This is a genomic window from Serratia sp. CY38905, assembly GCF_052168875.1.
GTDB lineage: Bacteria > Pseudomonadota > Gammaproteobacteria > Enterobacterales > Enterobacteriaceae > Serratia > Serratia sarumanii.
This window is the reverse complement of sequence record NZ_JBJNLV010000005.1, coordinates 256614-275279: the sequence shown is the minus strand read 5'-3', so window position 1 is coordinate 275279 and position 18666 is coordinate 256614. Positions and strand designations below refer to the sequence as shown.

Below are 18666 nucleotides of genomic sequence, written 5' to 3'. Positions count from 1 at the left end.
GCATTGATCACCCGTCGGCAAGCCATGTCGACATCCTGTGCATTTCATTGTCAGGAATGAAATAATGCAGCACGTCGCCCTCGCTGCCACGCTAAATTTAGAGATAATGCATTAATAATTTGATTTACTCACACCTCTTATTTATCCGCTGACAAGAAAAATCGATTTCGCCCCTTATTCCCCCAGCGTTATATTGAGAACAGCCTTGCAGACAGCACGCTGCAAACCTCACCAAAATATAATCGGTGTAAATATGAAGATAAAATTTCAGCTGAGTGATTTATTTATCTCCGGCATTGCCCTCTTGATCATGAGCACCATTTTAAACACGTTGGGCTTTTCATGGGGTTTGTTTGTTCTGCCGCCTGGCGTCGATAGGTTTGTCATCATCCTGTTTACTTTGTTCGGGTCATTAAAACTGGCCGAGTATATCTGCAAACCCATACGGTGGCTGCTCAATGCAAGCCGCAAGCCTCAAATCAAAAACAACACCCCTAAAAATAACGCGAAGTCGCGTTAACAGGAGATCGACCTATGTTGAGAGAACTGACCAGCCGTAACGGCAGTGCGATTGGCACGGCGGCGGCCTCAGCCTTTGTCAACATAGGCAGTCAATGCACTAAAGGGTCCGGCAACGATCGCGGCGTGCCTTTCCGCTGACGCTTAAGGTGAATGGGAACACGCAGACAAAAAAAGGCGCGTCGCTCAGTCAGTAGTGGGAGAACAAGCGACGCGCCAAACGAGTGCGCCCGGTTTCAAGAAGCCTCCCTCCCCGCGGGGCGGAGAGGGTATTTTCTAAGCGCACTAAAGGGAAACCCGTCGCGGTCAGGCAACGGGGTATTGCTCTTAACGATTCATCTGGAACAGCGACATGCCCTGCATATCGCTGAAGGTTTTATACGACGCCTGCAGCGCCGCCTGCTGCATAAAGTAAGACGAAATAGACTCGGCCAGATCGGCATCCGTCAACGCGCTCATCTGGACCTGGTTGGTCATATCGCGCTCTTTGCCGATGCTGTCCAGCTGATCCATTTCCTGCAGCTGGCTGCCCAGCTCGGCGCGCACGCTCAGCACGTTGTTGTAAGAGTTGTCCAGGCCGCGGTTGGCTTTCGCCAGCGCATCGTTCACCTGCTGCCTGGTGGCCTCATCGGCGCCCTGCAGCGGGGTTTTCAGCGCGTTCAGCGCGATATCGATACTCTCGAACACGTTGCTGACCGGCGCACTGCCGTCCGGCTCAGGCTTCGGGTTGCTGGTCAATGACATGAACACCGCGTTGCCGGTATGGCCGATGGTCATGGTGCGGTTGGCGTCCACTTTCTGCTGAACCGTCTTGTCGCCGCCCTGATAGCTGACGGTGCCACCGTTGTCGACGAACGGCGCCTTGTCGTTCACGTATCCGCCGAACATATAGCGGCCGTTGCCGTCGGTGCTATTGGCCTGGTTCAGCAGCTGATCTTTCAGCCCCTGCAGTTGGGTGGCCAGCGACTGACGGTCGTTATCGCTTTCGGTGCCGCCGGCGCTGACGATCAGCGCCTTCATGTCCGCGATGGTGGACGTTGCGCCGGCCAAGACCGTTTCTTCCATCGACACACTTTGGCGAGCGAAAGTGCGCGCCAGCGTGTATTGGCTGTTTTCCGCCTGCGACTGCGACAACATCACCGCGCGCGACGCCGCCAGCGGATCGTCGGACGGGTTGATCACCCGCTTGCCCGAGGAAAGCTGCTCGGCGGCCTTCATGAACAGCGACTGGTTGCCCGTGATGCCGTTCATGTTCTGTTGGTACATCATGCTGGTGCTCATGCGCATGCTGTGGGTTCCTTACTCTGAGCGGCCGGCGCCGTTATCGGCGCCGGTTAACAATAAAATCAACGAATATTCAGCAGCGCGTCGAACAGCGAGCTGGCGGTCTGGATCACCTGCGCGTTGGCCATGTAGTACTGCTGGAAACGCAGCAGCTCACCGTACTCTTCGTCGAGGTTGACGCCGGACATCGACTGCTGTTGCGCGCCCAGCTGCGTCACGATCTTGGCCTGCGACGTGGCGATGGCCTTGGCGGCAGCGGTCTGGTTGCCGACGCCGCTGACGATGCCGGCGTAAGCGCCGCTCAGGGTCGCCTTACCGTCCACCAGGTTTTTGGTTTGCAGATCCAGCAGCTTCTTGGCGTTTTCGTTATCGCCGCGGCCGCTGTCGTCTTTACCGGCGGCGGCGATCTTGGATGAATCGGTGATGGCCACTTTCAGATTGCCCGCCACGTCGCTGACCGGCTTCACGGTGAAGCTGTCTTTGGCCTGCGCATTGCCGTCGATGCTCACTTCCAGCCCGTCGAAGTTCAGCGTCGGTTTGCCGTCGGCGCTGGTGCCCGGCGTGGCGTTGACTTTCACGTTGTCCGGCAAGCGGCTGACCTGCCAGTTGCTGCCGTCGAACTCGACGCGATAATCGTTGGCCTTCACCTTGCCGGTGTCGGTGTAAGCGACCGACAGCGACGCATCGCCGGTGTTGCGGGTGTTATCCACCACCCGGCCGCCGCTGAAGCTGAAGAAGTCGCCGCCCGCGTCGCCGTTCAGGTCGAAACCGGCGCGATGCTGCTGGTTGAAGCTGTCCGCCATCGCCAACGCCAACTGGCCCAGCTGATTGCGCACGCCGTCCAGCGTCTCGCTGCGGAATTTCAGCACGCCGCTCAGCGTGCCGCTGGTGATCTGGCCTTCCGGCACTTCGCTGGCGCCGTTGCCGCGGTTATAACCGATGGTCAGACGGGAAGGATCGCTGCTGGAGGGCACGGCTTCCACCTGATAGGTGTTGCTGCCCTGTACCAGGGTCAAACCGTTGGCGAAGGAGACGGTATAGGCGTCGCCGTCCTGCTGCGTGACCTGTACGCCCACCAGCTGATTCAGCTCGGTAACCAGCTGATCGCGCTGATCCAGCAACGCATTCGGCTCGCCGCCGGCGCTGCCGCGCAAACGGGTGATCTCGTCGTTCAGCTTGGCAATCTGTTGGCTGTAGCTGTTGATCTGCTGCGCCGTATCGCTGATCTGCTGATTGACGCCGCTGTCCATGTCGCGCAGGAATTTGTCGGTGTTGTTGAACTGGTTCACCAGGCCGTTGGCCTTGCCCAGCACCGTCTGGCGCGCGGCGTCGTCACCGGCGTTGCTCACCAGGTTCTGCAGGTTGGTGAAGAAATCCTGCATGTTGGTCGACAGCGGGTTGGTTTTGCTCGCCAACAGGTTGTCGATCTGCGAAATCTTCTCGTAATAGGCGTTTTGCGCCCCGAACGAACTCTGTGCGCCGCGCAGCTGGTTGGTGATGAACTGGTTGTACTCGCGGTTGACGCTGGTGACGGTGACGCCGTTGCCGATAAAGCCGCTCATGGTGGCCATGCCGCCGTTCTGCGCCAGGATCGCGGTCTGGCGGTTGTAGCCCGCCACGTTGTAGTTGGAGATGTTGTTGCTGACGGTACTGAGCGCCACCTGAGCCGCATTCAGCCCGCTCATCGCGGTATTGATTAAGCTATTGGACATCGGAATTCCTTATGCTGCGGCGCCGGTGGCCCACAGGGTTCAAATTGAGCTGCTGAGCCTGTTCGCTCAGCCTGTCTCGGTTATCGGCAAAAATGAGAAGAACTTGAGGAAAAAAAGCGGCAATGCGGTCAGCCTCCGGCCAGCCTTCATTACCGCCTATCCCCTCAATAATTGGCGCCGCAGCAAGGCGACAAGCATGACGGGGATTTAGAACAACTCGTTCAGATCGTGGGTATAGGCTTTGATCGCCTGTTCCCCCGCGCTCTTCATCTGCTGGATCACGCTGACCAGTTTGCTGGCGTACTGCGGGTCGGTGGCGTATCCGGCGCGCTGCAACGCATGCGCCGCCTGCTCCGGGCTGCGCGCGGCGGCCACGTCGGCGTAGCGCGGGTTGTTGGTCAGCAGTTTGACGTAATCGGCGATCGCTTCGACATACGAACCGTAAACGCGGAACTTCGCCTTCACCTTCTTCGCCGCGCCCTGTTCGAACTCGGTGGTGGTGATCTCCGTCACCGGCCCGTTCCAGCTGCCGCCGGCCTTGATGCCGAACAGGTTGTAGCTCGGCGTGCCGTCTGAGGTCGGGATCTCGCGCTGCCCCCAGCCGGACTCCAGCGCCGCCTGCGCGACGATCAGCTGATGCGGAATGCCGCTCTGCTGGCTGGCCACCTTCGCCGGTATCGACAGGCGAGCGACGAAGTTGCCGTTGTTGAGCGACAGCGGCGCGGCGGCCGGCGGGGCTTTCGGCATCGCGCGGCGCACCATCTGCTCCAGCGCCTGGTTCGGCAGCGTTTGCAGCACCTCGTTGTCCAACGCCATCGGCGACAGGCCCGCCGTTTCGCTCGGCACCGTGTTGGCGTTGCTCATCTGCTTGACCATCATGTCCGCCAGCCCCAGCCCTTTTTGCGACATCTGCTGGGCGATTTGCTGGTCGTACATCGAGGTATAGAGCCGCGTTTGATCGCTGCTCAATACCCCGTCCTGCGGCAAGGCGGAACGCATGCTTTTCAGCATCATCTGCACGAACATGCCTTCCACCTGCTGGGCCACCTGTTTGAGGTTGCCCTGCGGGTCGGCCGCCGCATCGCGCTTGAGGCCATTCAGCGCCTGGGCGTCATAGGCCGCGCCCGACATCGCCATCAGATCGCCGGCCATCAGATGATTTCCAGCTTGGCGCGCAGGCAGCCGGCGCTCTGCATCGCCTGCAGGATCGACATAAGATCGATAGGCGTGGCACCCAGCGCGTTCAGCGCGCGGATCACGTTGTTCAGGTTGGCGCTGGCGTTCACTTTCTGCAGCGATCCGCCCTGCTGTTGCACCGAGATCTGGGTGTTTGGCGTCACCACCGTCTGGCCGCCGCCGAACGGCGTCGTCGGCTGGCTGACGGTGTTCTGCCGATCGACCACCACTGACAGGTTGCCCTGGGCGACGGCGCAAGAGTCGAGGATCACATCGCGATTCATCACCACCGAACCGGTGCGCGAGTTGATGATCACTTTGGCATCCATCGTCCCGACGTTGACGGTAATGTTTTGAATCTCCGCCAGGAAGCGCACCTGAGAGCTGTTGCCCTGCGGCACCAGCACCTGGATCGTGCGGGCGTCGAGCGGCGTCGCGGTGCCGCCGCCGCGTTGGCGGTTGATGGCGTCGCTGATCTGCTGCGCCAACGTGAAATCTTCGTCGTTCAGCTGCAGGTTGAGAACGCCGCCGCTGCCGAAAGTGGTCGGCAGCTCACGCTCGATGGTGGCGCCGTTGCTGATGCGCCCGCCCGCCAGCTGGTTGACCTGCACGCTGCTGCCGCCGGCCGCCGCGCCCGCGCCGCCGACCAGCACGTTGCCCTGCGCCAGCGCATAAACCTGGTTATCCACGCCTTTGAGCGGCGTCATCAGCAGGGTGCCGCCACGCAGGCTCTTGGCGTTGCCCATCGAAGAAACCACCACGTCGATGTTCTGCCCGGCGCGCGAGAACGGCGGCAGTTTGGCGGTCACCATCACCGCCGCCACGTTTTTCAGCTGCATGTTGGTGCCCGGCGGCACGGTGATGCCCAGCTGCGACAGCATGTTGCTCAGGCTTTGGGTGGTGAACGGCGTCTGCATGGTCTGGTCGCCGGAGCCGTCCAGCCCCACCACCAGGCCGTAGCCGATCAGGGCGTTGTCTCGCACGCCCTGCACCGTCACCAGATCGCGGATGCGCTCCGCCGCCGCCGGCAAGCACACCAGCCCGACGCACAGCGCGATAAACCATTTTTTCAGCATCAGTCAATCCTTAGAACGGTGAAACATTTAAGAAGAAGCGCTGCAGCCAGCCCATGGTCTGCGCTTCGTTGATATAGCCATTGCCGACGTATTCGATACGCGCGTCCGCCACCTGCGTCGAGGTCACCGAGTTGTTGCCGCTGATGGTGCGCGGGTTGACGACGCCGGAGAAGCGGATGAATTCCGTGCCCTGGTTGATGGCGATCTGCTTTTCCCCCACCACGTGCAGGTTGCCGTTGGCCAGCACCTGGTTGACCGTCACCGTAATGGTGCCGTTGAAGGTGTTGTTGGCGTTGGCACCGCCCTTGCCGCCGAAGGTGCTGTCGCCGGAAATGTCCATATCGGCGCGCGCATTGCCCAGCAGGCCGTCAAGGTAACGCGGCGAGGTGGCGACGCCGAACTTGCTGGCGCCGTTGCGGCTGGCGTTGGCGGAGGAGCTTTTGCTGGCGCTGACGTTTTCCTGCAGCACGATGGTCAGGGTGTCGCCGACGTTGCGCGGACGGCGGTCTTCGAACAGCGGCTGGTAGCCGTAGTTCATCGGCTGCACCGTCTGGAAGATCGAGCCGTTCGGCATCGGCGCGCTGGCCGGCGCCGGTTGCGCCGTGGTCGCGCCGTCCACCAGCGGTTTGTGCGGGATATAGGCGCAGCCGCTCAGCGTCAGCATCACCATGCCCGCCAGCCAGCGTTGTCCCTGCCGCGGCAGGATTGCCATCGAATATGTGGTTACCACGGGTATCGCCTTTGTTTCACGAAAGAGAATGACGGGCGCGGCAAGCCGGACCCGTCAATGACGGATTACAGTTGCGTCAGCTTTTGCAGCATCTGATCGGAGGTCGATACCGCTTTGCTGTTGATCTCGTACGCGCGCTGAGTCTGGATCATGTTGACCAGCTCTTCCGCCACGTTGACGTTGGAGGTTTCCACGTAACCCTGATACAGCAAACCGGCGCCGTTCAGCCCCGGGGTGCTCTCGTTCGGCGCACCCGAGCTTTCGGTTTCCTGGTACAGATTCTCGCCCACGCTCTCCAGACCGCTGTCGTTGACGAACGTGGTCAGCGTCAGTTGGCCCACCTGCTGGGCGGCGGTTTGCCCCTGCTGGGTGACGCTGACGATGCCGTCGCGGCCGACGGTGATGGACAGCGCGTTAGCCGGAATGGTGATCGCCGGCTGCACCTGGAAACCGCTGGAGGTCACCAGTTGGCCGTTCTGATCGATCTGGAACGACCCGTCGCGGGTATAGGCCTGGGTGCCGTCCGGCAGCATCACCTGGAAGAAACCCTGCCCCTTGATGGCGACGTCTTTACTGTTGTTGGTCTGCGACAGGTTGCCCTGGCTGTGCAGACGCTCGGTCGCCACCGGACGCACGCCGGTGCCGATCTGCAGGCCGGAAGGCAGCGTGGTCTGCTCGGAGGACTGCGCCCCCGGCTGACGCATGGTCTGGTACAGCAGATCTTCAAATACCGCACGCTGGCGTTTGAAGCCGTTGGTGCTGACGTTCGCCAGGTTGTTGGCGATCACGTCCATGTTGGTCTGCTGCGCGTCCAGACCGGTTTTGGCAATCCATAAGGATGGAATCATCGGTTATTTCCTTGCTGCTTAACTCAATGAGAGCAGTGAGTTGGCACGCTGTTCGTTTTCATCCACGCTGTGGATGACCTTCATTTGCATTTCAAAACGGCGGGCGTTGGCGATCATGTCGACCATGGTCTCCATCGGCTTGACGTTGCTGCCCTCCAGCACGCCCGGCATCACCCGCACCTGCGGATCGTTTTGCAACTGATTGCCGCGCTGCTGTTGGGTTTCCGGCGTCAGGCGGAACAGCCCGTCGTCACCGCGCATCACTTCGCGCGCATCGGCCTTCACCAGCTTCAGGCGGCCGATCTGCGCGATGGTATTCGGCGGATCGCCGGCGTTCAGCGCCGAAATGGTGCCGTCGGCCGCGATGGTGATCTCCGCCGACGGCGGCACCTCGATCGGGCCGCCGTCGCCCATCACCGGCAGCCCCTGCACCGTCAACTGCCCGGTGGAGGAGATCTGAATGTTGCCGTTGCGGGTATAGGCCTCACCGCCGCCCGGCAGGCTCACCGCCAGGAAACCGTCCTGCTGCAGCGCCACGTCCAGCGGACGCGCGGTGTAGTTCAGCGCCCCCTGGCTCATGTCGGCGCCCGGCGTCGACGCGGTCACCAACGTGCGCGTCGCCAGGCTCGGCCCGTCGACCGGCACCGCGCGCAATGCGGCGAGCTGGGCGCGAAAGCCCGGCGTCGACGCGTTGGCCAGGTTGTTGGCGGTGATGGACTGCTGCTCCAGCGTTTGGCGCGCCGCGCCCATCGCGGTATAAATCGCGTGATCCATAACTCGGCCCTATTAGCGCAGGCTAACCAGCGTCTGCAGGATGGAGTCCTGCGTCTTGATGGTCTGGGCGTTGGACTGGTAGTTACGCTGCGCGACGATCATGTTCACCAGTTCCTGGCTCAGATCGACGTTGGAAGATTCCAGCGCGCCGCTGGTCAGCTTACCGAAGCCGCCACCGCCCGACAGACCGACGCGCGGCTGACCGGACGCGCCGGTTTCCTGCCAAACGTTATCGCCCTGCGACGCCAGCCCTTCCGGGTTGGAGAAGTTGGCCATGACTATCTGGCCCAGCACCTGGGTCTGCTGGTTGGAGTAGATGCCCACGACGGTACCGTCGTTGTTGATTTGGAAGTTGGTGTATTCACCGGCGGCATAGCCGTCCTGCGCCACTTTGCTCACCGAGTCGCTGCCCACGTTCTGCTGCATGCTGCCGGCGAAGCTCAGGGTGAAGTTTTGCGCCGGTGCGCCGTCTTTGGCAGTCATCGGGATCACCATGCTGAACTCGCCCGGCGCGCCGTTGGTGCTGGTGGTTTTCACCAGGTTGCCGCTGGTGCTGAACTCCATGGTGCCGGCGTTCACTGGCGCGGCGCTGCCATCCTGGGTATAGACCTGCCACTTGTTGTCGTCGGTCTTGACGAAGTAGGCGTTGATGTTGTGCGCGTTGCCCAGCGAGTCGTAAGCGGTGATGGTGTTGACGTAGTTGTAGCTGTCCTGTTTGGTCGGATCGAAGGTCTTGTTCTCCGGCACCTTATGGGTGGACTTCAGGTTGGTCACCATCTCGCCGGAAGTGGACGCCTTGGCGTTCATCATGCCTTCAGGAATGCTCAGCGGCACCGGGTTGGCGCCCTGCTGGATGGTCGGCGGGGAACCGGCCGCCGGATAACCGGTCAACTGCAGGCCCTGCATGTTGGTCAGGTTACGGTTCTCGTCCAGCTTGAACTGGCCGTTGCGGGTATAGAAGATACCGCCGTCTTTATCCTGCATGCGGAAGAAGCCGTTGCCGTTGATGGCGATATCCAGCGCACGGCTGGTGCCGGTGGTGGTGCCGCCCTTGAAGTTCTGGGTGATGCCGGACACCTTGACGCCCAGCCCAACCTGCGAACCGGCGAACATGTCGGCGAAGGAGACGCTGCCGGATTTGAAGCCCGCGGTCGCGGAGTTGGCGATGTTGTTACCGATCACGTCCAGATTGGTTGCTGCCGCGTTCAAGCCGCTGACTGCCTGAGAAAAGGCCATGTTACTCTCCGAATAGTGGTCAGGCTATCGTCCGATTGAGCCTGATGCTTAGGGTTATAAGATCTGTCGCACGTCTTCCAGGGTGGCGTTGCCCGCCAGGCCGAGATCCAATTTGGCGCCGTTGCCGTCGCGGATCACGCCGTTGACCAGCCCGAAGTGCAGGCTGCGCGCCACCAGCTGCTCGCCGTTGCCTTTGGCGTTAACCGCCACTTTGTAGGCGCCGTCAGGCGCGGTGGTGCCGTCATCCAGCGAACCGTCCCAGGTGAAGGCGTGTACGCCGGCGGTCAGGCCGCCGATTTCGATGGTGCGCACCACCTGCCCGCTGGCGTTGGTGATGGTGGCGGTCACCTGATCGGCGGCGCGCTCCAGTTCCACGCCGAACGGCGTGGTGCTGACCTTGCCGTCCTTGCTGCCGACCAGAATGTTGTTGCCCGGCACCATTACGCCGTGACCGATCAGCGCAGTCGCCTGCAGTGACTGATTGCTGTTGATCTGGCCGGAGATCGACCCCAGCGTGGTGTTGAGCTTTTCGATGCCCTGAACGGTGTTGATCTGCGCCAGCTGCGAAGTCAGTTCGTTGTTCTGCATCGGATTGGTCGGATCCTGGTTTTTCAACTGCGCCACCAGCAGCGTCAGGAAGCTGTTGTGCAGATCCTGGCTGTTGGTATTTTTGCTGTTGTTACCGATGACGGTGTTGTCCAACGACTCGTTGGTGGTTGCGGCGATAGCCATGGGAACCTCCGGTTACTGACCCAGCGTCAGGGTTTTCATCATCATCGACTTGGTGGTGTTGAGCACCTCGACGTTGGCCTGGTAGCTGCGAGAAGCGGAGATGGTGTTGACCATTTCCCCCACCACGTCGACGTTCGGCATGCGCACGTAGCCCTTGGCGTCCGCCAGCGGGTTGCCCGGCTGATACACCAGACGTTCGGGCGCCGGATCGTCCACCACCTGGGCGACGCGCACGCCGCCGGTCGGCTGCCCGGGCGCCGCCGCGACCTGGAACACCACCTGCTTGGCGCGGTAAGGCTCGCCGTCCGGGCCGGTCACGCTGTCGGCGTTGGCCATGTTGCTGGCGCTAACGTTCATGCGCTGGGATTGCGCCGATAGCGCCGAGCCGGAGATATCAAAAATGTTCAGTAAAGACATGCGCCTTATCCTTGTTGCAGCACGGACATCATCCCTTTGATCTGCCCGTTGAGCAGCGTCAGGTCGGTCTGATATTTCAGGCTGTTATCGGCAAAGTTGGTGCGTTCGCGATCCATGTCCACCGTGTTGCCGTCCATCGATGGCTGGTCCGGCACCCGGTACAACAGATCGAGCTGCGGCGGCTGCAGGGTCTGCGCCGGGATGTGGCGCGCCGCCGTCAGGTTCAGCGACATGCCGTTGCCGTTGACGCGCCCTTGTTCCAGCACTTTGTTCAATTGGCTGGCGAAATCGATATCCCGCGCCTGATAACCCGGCGTATCTGCGTTGGCGATATTGGCGGCCAGAATTTCCTGCCGCTGGGCGCGCAAGTTCAGCGCCTCTTGGCCAAAGCGCAGAGCCGCGTCCAGTTTGTCGAGCATGCTCCCTCCGCGAGGTTAGAATTTGGAGTCGACAGCATAAACGCCCCCTGCGCCACCCTATCGCGGGAATAAACGCAAAATGGGGCGCTATTTATCTGCTTAGCCTGCGCGCGCTGCGGGTACACTTACGCGTATCCCGATGAGGCTTGAGAAGATGACGATGAAAGGTAAAATGCTGCTGCTTATCGGCCTGCTGTGCAGTCTGAACGCGCGCGCCGACGATCTGGCGACGCAAATCGAAAGCTTCATCCAAGGCAAGTTCAGCGGCGAGCCGGTGCAGGTGAAAGTGCGGGTGCGCACGCCGCCGGCCCAGTGGCCCGCCTGCGAACTGCCGCAGCTATCGCTGCCGCCCAACGCGCGGATCGGCGGCAACGTCAGCATTTCGGCGCGCTGTGGCCAGGAGCGGCGTTTTATCCAGACGCAGGTGCAAGTGTTCGGCCGCTATCTGGTTTCGGCGCGCGGCATCAGCGCCGGCAGCCGGTTGACCGCGGCGGATCTGACGTTGAAAGAAGGCCGGCTCGATACCCTGCCGCCGCGCGCGCTGACCGAAGCGGGCAAGGCGTTGGGCGCCGTCAGCCTGCGCAACATCAGCCCCGGCCAACCGCTGACCCTCGCCATGCTGCGCCGAGCCTGGATTATCAAGGCCGGGCAATCGGTACAGGTCAACGCGCAGGGCGAAGGATTCAACATCAGCGGTTCGGGTAAGGCGATGAACAACGCCGCCGCCGAAGACAGCGTGCGGGTGCGCATGGCGTCCGGGCAGATCGTCAGCGGCGTGGTCGGGGACGACGGCGCGATCCGCATTACGTTATAAAAAAGTAAAGGTTCCGCAAACCTTGCCGATAAGACAAATCAAGCAGCATTTTATCGGCCACCAGGGCCGCAACACTTTCATTGCAGCGTCGTCGCCCGAGAGCGGTCACGGCGTAAACGGAGATGGACCATGAGTATCGATCGCACCCAGCGATTACAGCCGGTTTCCACTGTGCAACCGCGTGAAACCCCGGCCGACAACCCGCTCCAACCGCGTAAGGCCGCCGTGGCCGAAACGGCCGTCAGCGGCACGCAGGTCAAGCTGAGCGAGGCGCAGGCGCGCCTGATGCAGCCGGGCACCCAGGATATTGATATGGGCCGGGTCGAGGCCATCAAGCAGGCGATCCGCAGCGGCGAACTGAAGATGGACGCCGGCAAAATCGCCGACGCGCTGCTGCAAGACGCGCAGAGCGACATTCAATGGATCGCCGGGCGCGACTGACGGCGCGGCGGCGAGTAGCGGTAAAGGATAAGTCATCACTATGGAAAACCTGGCACAATTGCTGGATAAACTGTTGGAAACGCTGCAGGCGCTCAATGGGGTGCTGGAAGAAGAGCACGACTTGCTGTGTTCCGGCCAGTTGCCCGGCGTGGCGCTGCAGCGCGTCACCGATGCCAAAAGCCAGCTGCTGGCGACGGTCGCCTACCTCGAGCAACAGCGCCTGGGGCAGGAAAAAGCCTGCGGGCAACGCGCGCCCTATTCCAGCCATGCGTCTCTGGCCGATCGCTGGCAGCGCATTCAACTGCTGAGCCAAACGCTGCGCGAAAAGAATCAGCACAATGGCCTGCTGCTCAATCAGCAGATCGACCATAACGCGCAGGCGCTGGCGATCCTCAGCAAGAACAACAAATCGCTGTATGGCCCGGACGGCCAGTCGCACGCTGGCAGCCTGCTCGGCAGAAAAATCGGCGTCTAAGCCCTGATTTCGCCCGGTGTGCGCACCGCCGGGCGCGGGTTTACCCGGCTATGCGCGCCCTCTCGCATTTTCTTCTTACCGCTTTCTGAATTACCTTAACGTTATGCGCCAGGCTGCGCATGCGGTGAAATTAGCTGTTTCTTTCCCTTTGGCCGCTTGTCACCCTGTGGTTGTTTTTAAACCACTTGAAATATACCCTTAACGGGTATAGATTCGCAGGGAGAGCGAATGGCCGATATTTATCTCACCAAAACCTTTCTGGGTTTTGCCGCGCGCGAGCGCATCAGCGACGCCACGATAGTGAAAGCGGCGCGAGAGATGCAACGTCAGCTGTACGACGCCAATCTTGGCGGTTGCGTATACAAAAAGCGCATCGCTCGGACGGGTGCGGGCAAACGCGGCGGCTATCGGGTACTGATCGTTTTTCGCGATGAAGAACGCCTGTTTTTTATGCGCGGCTTTGCCAAAAGCGAGAGAGAAAACATCAGTACGGACGAGTTACAAGGATTGAAACATCTGGCTGCGCTGTATCTGGATTATTCGCCATTCAGACTTTACCAGCTGGTCAACAACAAGGAATTACGGAGGCTAAGCGATGAGTAAAATTCTTGCCGAGATCCACCAGGAAGTTCAGGGCCTGCACCGCGCCGGTTTCGTCGACGACGTGACCATGCGCACCTTCGACATGCTGTGCCTGCGGCCGGTAAAACAGTTCGGGCCGGCCGAGATCCGCGCATTGCGCGAACGCGAAAACGTCAGTCAGCCGGTGTTTGCACTGTATCTCAACGTCAGCAAAAAGGCGGTGCAGAAATGGGAGCGCGGCGAAGCGCAACCGAACTCCGCCGCGATGAAGCTGTTGACGCTGGTGGAACGCAACGGCCTGGCGATCCTGGCCTGAGGCGCCCCTCCCGCCACTTCGCTCATCGGATGAGGTCGGCAGCCGTCGGACAGACAATCGATGTTGAAATCAGAACACATTCAACAGCCCTCGATACAACAAGGAACTATCCGATGTATATTATCGATTCTATTAATTGCTTCATATCGAGAGCCAGCGAATCGGCCTATTGAATAAAACGCTTCAGGGTATTTATATTCATACCATAAATGCCCGTAGCTTACATTTACCTTACCTGTTTTTGTTACTTAAACGGCGTCAATTTAGACGCTCGCAGCTTATAAAGCTCATTGTTTTTCGCTTTAAACTGCCCATCGATAATACCGCCATACCAATCGCCATACATCGGATTCGGGAAGATAATAAAACGCTGGCCAAATTCTTGCTGCACATCCTCCATCATTTTATTCCTTTCAGCCTGGCTTTTACCTTTTGAATCAATAAAGTCAGCCAGATTGTCGCCAAAATACAGCACGACGTCATACTGGCTTTCCAACGCGTCGCGACGACTCTGTTTACCCTGCATCTCCGGTGTTTTTAACAACAGATTTTCTTTTTTCGCCTGAGGCAAATTAATGCGGCGTAAATTTTTTAGCGTCACGTCAATCTGCGACTGCTTTCTGTCACTCAAGTAGAAAATGGTAACGCCGTTTTCATCGGCAAACCTCAGGAAATCGATAGCGCCGGGCACGGCTTCCGCCGCAGCCATGTCGACCCATTCATCCCAACCGTCAAGCAAAAACGACTGGTTCTTTATCAACCAGGCCTGGTGCGGGCTGTCATCCAGCACGGTCTCATCAAGATCCAGCACGACGGCACGCGGCTTCTCCGATTTATTCTTTAATTCCTGCTCAAGTCGGAGCTTGCCCAACTGATACCCTTGATAAAAAGCCGCCCGTGCCTCTGCCGCATTCTGATACCACAATACCGACATGGCGAATTGTTCCGTGAGGCAACTGGCGGGCAGTTCAGTCCGGGAAGGATCGCAGTGATTATTTGACGAAGCGGTGAAAGCCACGCATAAAAGTAATAATGGCATGTATGATTTTAAAATTTTCATAGATACTCCATATAAGTTTAATTTTATGAGAGTACGGCGAGGATTATTTATATAGTTAATACATTGCGCATAATTTACTGAGGGACGGGTAAATTAACGCCCTTCACGCACATTTAATCTTCATAAATTTGAAGATTAAGCGGAAATTACAATAAAACAAAGAGAGAAACAACGTATAAAAATAGGATTATGACTGTTGTCACACAAACAGGCTCCAGATTGTGCCGCGCGACAAAGGCGGCCGTGAGTCTTGAATTCCAGGCTCATTTTATCGCTTAAGCATAACGCCGGTCGGCGCCAAACTACCCCACCGAACCGGGCGGCGATCTATTCGTAATTGACGATCACCTGATTGCCAATCACCCGCAGCGGCGGATTCAACCCGCCTTGCGACTGCACGTAATAGACAAAGCGCAATTCCGCATTGGCCGGTTCGCCCTGCAGACCGTTGCTGCTGCCACTGCCGCCGCCGAGCGGAATGCAGCGGTTTACCGTGCAGAGCTGGGCCTGCAGCCCGGCCGGCTCCGGCCCCAGCAAACGGTAGCGCCAGCTGACGCGGGTGATGCGCGCATTGGCGTCCGGCAGCGCGTTCGGCGGCCGCAAACCGGCGGACTCATCGCGCATGCCGCCCTGTTCCAACGTCACGCCCGCCCCTTCGGCCACCCAAGAGCCGGACACCGCGCCGGCAGTCAACGGGGCCAGCAAACACAGCACGAACAGACAGCGTTTCATCAGGCGGCTCCGATGGTCGAGGTCATGCGAATCTGGCGATCGTCGTTGATCTCGAGGTTGGATAGCACCACGAGCTGCGGCAGGCTGCGACGCAGGAAGCGCGCCAGTAAAGGCCGCAGCGCATGGTTAACCAACAGCACCGGCGGCGCGCTGAGCATCTCTTGCCGCTGCAGCGCCTGGCGCGCCTGTTCCAGCAGGCGATCGGCCAGCCCCGGCTCCAGACCACCGCCTCCCTGCAACGCCTGCAGCAACAGACGCTCCAGTTGGGTATCCAGACCGATGACCTGAATCTCGCCGTTGCCCGGGAACCACTGCTGCGTGATCGCCCGGCCCAGCGCCACCCGCACCACGGTGGTCAGTTCATAAGGATCGCTCTGCGCCGGAGCGTGCTCCGCCAACGTTTCGACGATGGTGCGCATATCGCGGATGGAGACGCGCTCGGCCAGCAGGTTTTGCAGCACCTTGTGCAGCGTGGTCAGTGATACCACGCCCGGCACGAAGTCTTCGGTCAGCTTCGGCATCTCCTGCGACACGCGATCCAGCAACTGTTGGGTTTCCTGGCGGCCAAACAGCTCGCTGGCGAACTGGCCGATCAGGTGGTTGAGGTGTGTCGCCACCACGGTGCTGGCTTCCACCACGGTAAAGCCCTGGATCTGCGCCTGCTCGCGCAATGCGCTGTCGATCCACACCGCCTCGAGCCCAAAGGCCGGATCGACGGTTTTGTCTCCCGCCAACTCGCCCACGGCATTGCCGGGGTTGATCGCCAGCCAGCGGCCCGGCTGCGCTTCACCGCTGCCGATTTCGACGCCTTTCATCAGGATGCGGTAGCTGGCAGGCGGCAGTTCCAGGTTGTCGCGAATGTGTACCACCGGCGGCAGATAACCCATGTCCTGCGCGAATTTCTTGCGGATACCGCGAATACGGCCCAGCAGCTCGCCGTTTTGTTGAAAATCGACCATCGGAATCAACCGGTAGCCCACCTCCATCCCCAGCGGATCTTCCAACTGCACGTCGGCCCAGCTGGCCTCGGCGGCCTGCGGGTTGTCCGGCATCACTGGCTCTTCAACCGCTCTCGGCGCCTGTTGTTCACGGCCGCGCAGCCACCAGGCCAGGCCCAGCAAAGCCGCGGTAAACAGCAGGAACACCAGGTTCGGCATGCCCGGCACCAGGCCCAACAGCCCGAGAACCCCGGCGCTCAACAGCATCACGCGCGGATTGTTGAACAGCTGGCCCACCATCTGCTCGCCGACGTCCTGATCGGTCGCGACGCGGGTGACAATAACGCCAGCGGCGGTGGAGATCACCAGTGCCGGGATCTGCGCCACCAGGCCGTCGCCGATGGTCAGCAGCGTATAGCTTTCCGCCGCCGCCCCCAGCTCCATGCCGTGTTGCACCACGCCGACCAACAGGCCGCCGACCACGTTCAGCACCATGATCATCAGGCCGGCGATGGCGTCGCCGCGCACGAATTTACTGGCGCCGTCCATCGAGCCGTAGAAATCGGCCTCCTGGGTGACTTCGGCGCGGCGTTTCTTCGCTTCGTCCTCGCCGATCAACCCGGCGTTCAGGTCTGCGTCGATCGCCATCTGCTTACCCGGCATGCCGTCCAGCACAAAGCGCGCGCCCACTTCGGCGATACGCCCCGCCCCCTTGGTGATCACCATAAAGTTGATCAACACCAGGATGATGAACACCACGATACCGATGGCGAAGTTGCCGCCCACCAGGAAATGGCCGAAGGCCTCCACCACGCGGCCGGCGGCGGCGGAACCGGTGTGCCCTTCCAGCAAGATGATGCGCGTCGACGCGACGTTGAGCGACAAACGCAGCAACGTTGAGAACAGCAGAATGGTCGGGAAGGCGGCGAATTCGAGCGTGCGCTGGGTGAACATCGCCACCAGCAGCACCATAATCGACAGCGCGATGTTGAAGGTAAACAGCAGGTCGAGGATAAACGCCGGCAACGGCAGCACCATCATCGACAGGATCAGCAGGATCAACACCGGGCCGGCCAACACCTGCCACTGCGTATCTTTAAAATTGCCCGGCAAACGAAGCAGGGAGGCCAAATTAGCCATCAGAGTCACTCTCTTTTGCAAAATCCAGTGCTTCCGGCACCGGTAAACGTTCAGGTTTTTTCGGGATCAGGCCGCCCTCGCGCCGCCAGCGGCGTAGCTGGTACACCCAGGCCAGCACTTCGGCGACCGCGGCATACAGGGTGGCCGGAATATGTTGCCCAATCTCGCTGTGTCGATACAGCGCACGCGCCAGCGGCGGCGCTTCCAGCATCGGGATGCGGTGTTCCGCGCCGAGCTCGCGGATGCGCAAGGCGATTTCACCGGCACCCTTGGCCAGCACTTTCGGCGCACTCATTTTTTTATCGTTGTACTGCAACGCGACGGCGTAGTGCGTCGGGTTGGTGACGATCACGTCCGCCTTGGGCACATCGGCCATCATGCGGCGCCGGGCGATCGCCCGCTGCTGCTGACGAATGCGCCCCTTGACGTGCGGGTCCCCTTCCTGATCCTTGAATTCGTCGCGAATATCCTGCTTGGTCATCTTCAGCTTTTTGAAGTGGCTCCACAGCTGATAGAACACGTCGAACGCCACCATCGGCGTCAGCCCCAGCACCACCAGAAAACCGCAGAACAGAATCATCTGCAGCGCATTGCCCAGCGCATCGAGCGGCTGCTGGGTCATCAGATGCAGCATCGCCGCCCAGTTGTGCCACAGATAGAGGCCGGTCACCCAGCCGACCAGCGTCGCTTTCAGGATCCCTTTCAGCAGCTCGGCCAGCACCTGGCTGGAAAAGATGCGCTTCAACCCGGACAACGGGTTCAGCCGTTTCAAGTCGAATTTGATCGACTTGCCGCTGAACAGGATGCCCCCCAACAGCATCGGCGCGGCGAGCGCCACCAGCACCAGCCCCGCCATGATTGGCAACAGCGCCAGCACCGCCTGGCGCAGCAACATGCCCAGCTGGCGCAGCATTTGTTTATCATTGCTGACCATGCCGTGGTCGAAGTTCAAGCCCTGCGTGAGCATCGCCGCCAACTGTTGCGCCATGTTGCTGCCGGACATCAGGATGATCGCCAGGCCCGAGAGCAGCATCAGTACCGAGGTCAGTTCGCGGGAACGCGGGATCTGGCCGTCTTCACGCGCCTTCTCCAGCCTGTGGGGCGTGGGGGCCTCGCTTTTTTCCAGATCGCTGTCTTCAGCCACGAAACGCCGTTCCTGTGTCGGGAGGGTAAAGAATGGCGGTCAGCATGCCAAAAAATTGGCGATGTCATTGAAGGAACAACGGGGGAAAAGGCGGGTTATTT

Annotated in this window: 23 protein-coding genes; 8 read left to right on the top strand and 15 right to left on the bottom strand. The window is 60.2% G+C overall.

Features of this window, described 5'->3' with window-relative positions; genetic code table 11:
• The first annotated feature begins 253 nt into the window (after positions 1 to 253).
• Both ACJ8MK_RS14280 and ACJ8MK_RS14275 read left to right on the top strand, forming a co-directional pair.
• On the top strand, positions 254 to 520 hold the full coding sequence (locus ACJ8MK_RS14280) for a hypothetical protein (RefSeq protein ID WP_041038027.1): 267 nt from the start codon (positions 254 to 256) through the stop codon (positions 518 to 520).
• A gap of 14 nt (positions 521 to 534) precedes the next feature.
• The gene (locus ACJ8MK_RS14275) at positions 535 to 660 is read left to right on the top strand and encodes a hypothetical protein (protein WP_265113229.1); all 126 of its coding nucleotides are present in this window, start codon (positions 535 to 537) and stop codon (positions 658 to 660) included.
• A gap of 186 nt (positions 661 to 846) precedes the next feature.
• Here ACJ8MK_RS14275 and flgL read toward each other — a convergent pair whose 3' ends face one another.
• Together flgL and flgK are read right to left on the bottom strand one after the other, a co-directional pair.
• On the bottom strand, positions 847 to 1806 hold the full coding sequence (gene flgL, locus ACJ8MK_RS14270; RefSeq protein WP_041035613.1) for a flagellar hook-associated protein FlgL: 960 nt from the start codon (positions 1804 to 1806) through the stop codon (positions 847 to 849).
• Positions 1807 to 1865: 59 nt separating this feature from the next.
• A complete protein-coding gene (gene flgK, locus ACJ8MK_RS14265) occupies positions 1866 to 3515 on the bottom strand; it encodes a flagellar hook-associated protein FlgK (RefSeq protein ID WP_033634988.1) in 1650 nt (549 codons plus the stop codon).
• Between flgK and ACJ8MK_RS14260 the strand changes: the two genes are divergently transcribed.
• Positions 3508 to 3726: a hypothetical protein gene (locus tag ACJ8MK_RS14260; protein WP_033653639.1), complete on the top strand. Its 219-nt coding sequence runs from the start codon at positions 3508 to 3510 to the stop codon at positions 3724 to 3726. The genes flgK and ACJ8MK_RS14260 overlap by 8 nt on opposite strands.
• Here the strand turns inward: ACJ8MK_RS14260 and flgJ are convergent.
• From flgJ to flgB, 9 genes are all read right to left on the bottom strand, one after another.
• Positions 3723 to 4667 carry a flagellar assembly peptidoglycan hydrolase FlgJ gene (gene flgJ, locus ACJ8MK_RS14255; RefSeq protein WP_033653638.1) on the bottom strand — a complete coding sequence of 315 codons (945 nt, stop codon included), beginning with the start codon at positions 4665 to 4667 and terminating at the stop codon, positions 3723 to 3725. The genes ACJ8MK_RS14260 and flgJ overlap by 4 nt on opposite strands.
• The gene (locus ACJ8MK_RS14250) at positions 4667 to 5767 is read right to left on the bottom strand and encodes a flagellar basal body P-ring protein FlgI (protein WP_442517841.1); all 1101 of its coding nucleotides are present in this window, start codon (positions 5765 to 5767) and stop codon (positions 4667 to 4669) included. Before ACJ8MK_RS14250 ends, flgJ begins: the two co-directional genes overlap by 1 nt.
• Before the next feature lie 10 nt (positions 5768 to 5777).
• Positions 5778 to 6479, bottom strand: a complete 702-nt coding sequence (flgH, locus tag ACJ8MK_RS14245; protein WP_004934817.1) for a flagellar basal body L-ring protein FlgH — start codon at positions 6477 to 6479, stop codon at positions 5778 to 5780.
• Between the two features lie 83 nt (positions 6480 to 6562).
• Entirely contained in the window at positions 6563 to 7345 is a 783-nt protein-coding gene (gene flgG, locus ACJ8MK_RS14240; RefSeq protein WP_004934819.1) for a flagellar basal-body rod protein FlgG, read from the bottom strand.
• An 18-nt stretch (positions 7346 to 7363) separates the two neighbouring features.
• Positions 7364 to 8119, bottom strand: a complete 756-nt coding sequence (locus ACJ8MK_RS14235) for a flagellar basal body rod protein FlgF (RefSeq protein WP_033647783.1) — start codon at positions 8117 to 8119, stop codon at positions 7364 to 7366.
• 12 nt (positions 8120 to 8131) lie between these two features.
• Positions 8132 to 9355: a flagellar hook protein FlgE gene (gene flgE, locus ACJ8MK_RS14230; protein ID WP_033634993.1), complete on the bottom strand. Its 1224-nt coding sequence runs from the start codon at positions 9353 to 9355 to the stop codon at positions 8132 to 8134.
• A 54-nt stretch (positions 9356 to 9409) separates the two neighbouring features.
• Positions 9410 to 10087, bottom strand: coding sequence for a flagellar hook assembly protein FlgD (flgD, locus tag ACJ8MK_RS14225; RefSeq protein WP_033634994.1), 678 nt, complete (start codon positions 10085 to 10087; stop codon positions 9410 to 9412).
• Positions 10088 to 10099: 12 nt separating this feature from the next.
• Complete coding sequence (flgC, locus tag ACJ8MK_RS14220) at positions 10100 to 10504, bottom strand: flagellar basal body rod protein FlgC (RefSeq protein WP_004934826.1); 405 nt, start codon at positions 10502 to 10504, stop codon at positions 10100 to 10102.
• A 5-nt stretch (positions 10505 to 10509) separates the two neighbouring features.
• Entirely contained in the window at positions 10510 to 10923 is a 414-nt protein-coding gene (flgB, locus tag ACJ8MK_RS14215) for a flagellar basal body rod protein FlgB (protein ID WP_033634995.1), read from the bottom strand.
• Between the two features lie 160 nt (positions 10924 to 11083).
• On the opposite strand from flgB, the gene flgA reads away from it, so the two are divergent.
• The 5 genes from flgA to ACJ8MK_RS14190 all read left to right on the top strand — a co-directional run bounded on the left by flgA (position 11084) and on the right by ACJ8MK_RS14190 (position 13551).
• Positions 11084 to 11737 carry a flagellar basal body P-ring formation chaperone FlgA gene (gene flgA / locus ACJ8MK_RS14210; protein WP_033634996.1) on the top strand — a complete coding sequence of 218 codons (654 nt, stop codon included), beginning with the start codon at positions 11084 to 11086 and terminating at the stop codon, positions 11735 to 11737.
• Positions 11738 to 11866: 129 nt separating this feature from the next.
• Positions 11867 to 12178 (top strand): flagellar biosynthesis anti-sigma factor FlgM, encoded by a 312-nt coding sequence (gene flgM / locus ACJ8MK_RS14205; protein WP_033653635.1) that lies wholly within the window; start codon positions 11867 to 11869, stop codon positions 12176 to 12178.
• A 40-nt stretch (positions 12179 to 12218) separates the two neighbouring features.
• Positions 12219 to 12653 (top strand): flagella synthesis protein FlgN, encoded by a 435-nt coding sequence (locus ACJ8MK_RS14200; protein ID WP_060438545.1) that lies wholly within the window; start codon positions 12219 to 12221, stop codon positions 12651 to 12653.
• 228 nt (positions 12654 to 12881) lie between these two features.
• Positions 12882 to 13256: a type II toxin-antitoxin system RelE/ParE family toxin gene (locus ACJ8MK_RS14195; RefSeq protein ID WP_047571546.1), complete on the top strand. Its 375-nt coding sequence runs from the start codon at positions 12882 to 12884 to the stop codon at positions 13254 to 13256.
• Positions 13249 to 13551 carry a helix-turn-helix domain-containing protein gene (locus tag ACJ8MK_RS14190; protein ID WP_047571545.1) on the top strand — a complete coding sequence of 101 codons (303 nt, stop codon included), beginning with the start codon at positions 13249 to 13251 and terminating at the stop codon, positions 13549 to 13551. The genes ACJ8MK_RS14195 and ACJ8MK_RS14190 overlap by 8 nt, the downstream gene beginning before the upstream one ends.
• A 244-nt stretch (positions 13552 to 13795) precedes the next feature.
• Here the strand turns inward: ACJ8MK_RS14190 and ACJ8MK_RS14185 are convergent, their stop codons facing one another.
• The 4 genes from ACJ8MK_RS14185 to flhB form a co-directional block, all read right to left on the bottom strand.
• Positions 13796 to 14611, bottom strand: a complete 816-nt coding sequence (locus tag ACJ8MK_RS14185) for a 5'-nucleotidase, lipoprotein e(P4) family (protein WP_047571544.1) — start codon at positions 14609 to 14611, stop codon at positions 13796 to 13798.
• 327 nt (positions 14612 to 14938) lie between these two features.
• Positions 14939 to 15343 carry a flagellar protein FlhE gene (locus tag ACJ8MK_RS14180; protein WP_041035624.1) on the bottom strand — a complete coding sequence of 135 codons (405 nt, stop codon included), beginning with the start codon at positions 15341 to 15343 and terminating at the stop codon, positions 14939 to 14941.
• Complete coding sequence (gene flhA, locus ACJ8MK_RS14175) at positions 15343 to 17421, bottom strand: flagellar biosynthesis protein FlhA (protein WP_033635001.1); 2079 nt, start codon at positions 17419 to 17421, stop codon at positions 15343 to 15345. Before flhA ends, ACJ8MK_RS14180 begins: the two co-directional genes overlap by 1 nt.
• Positions 17414 to 18565 carry a flagellar biosynthesis protein FlhB gene (gene flhB, locus ACJ8MK_RS14170; protein ID WP_015378261.1) on the bottom strand — a complete coding sequence of 384 codons (1152 nt, stop codon included), beginning with the start codon at positions 18563 to 18565 and terminating at the stop codon, positions 17414 to 17416. The genes flhA and flhB overlap by 8 nt, the downstream gene beginning before the upstream one ends.
• Between the last annotated feature and the right edge of the window lie 101 nt (positions 18566 to 18666).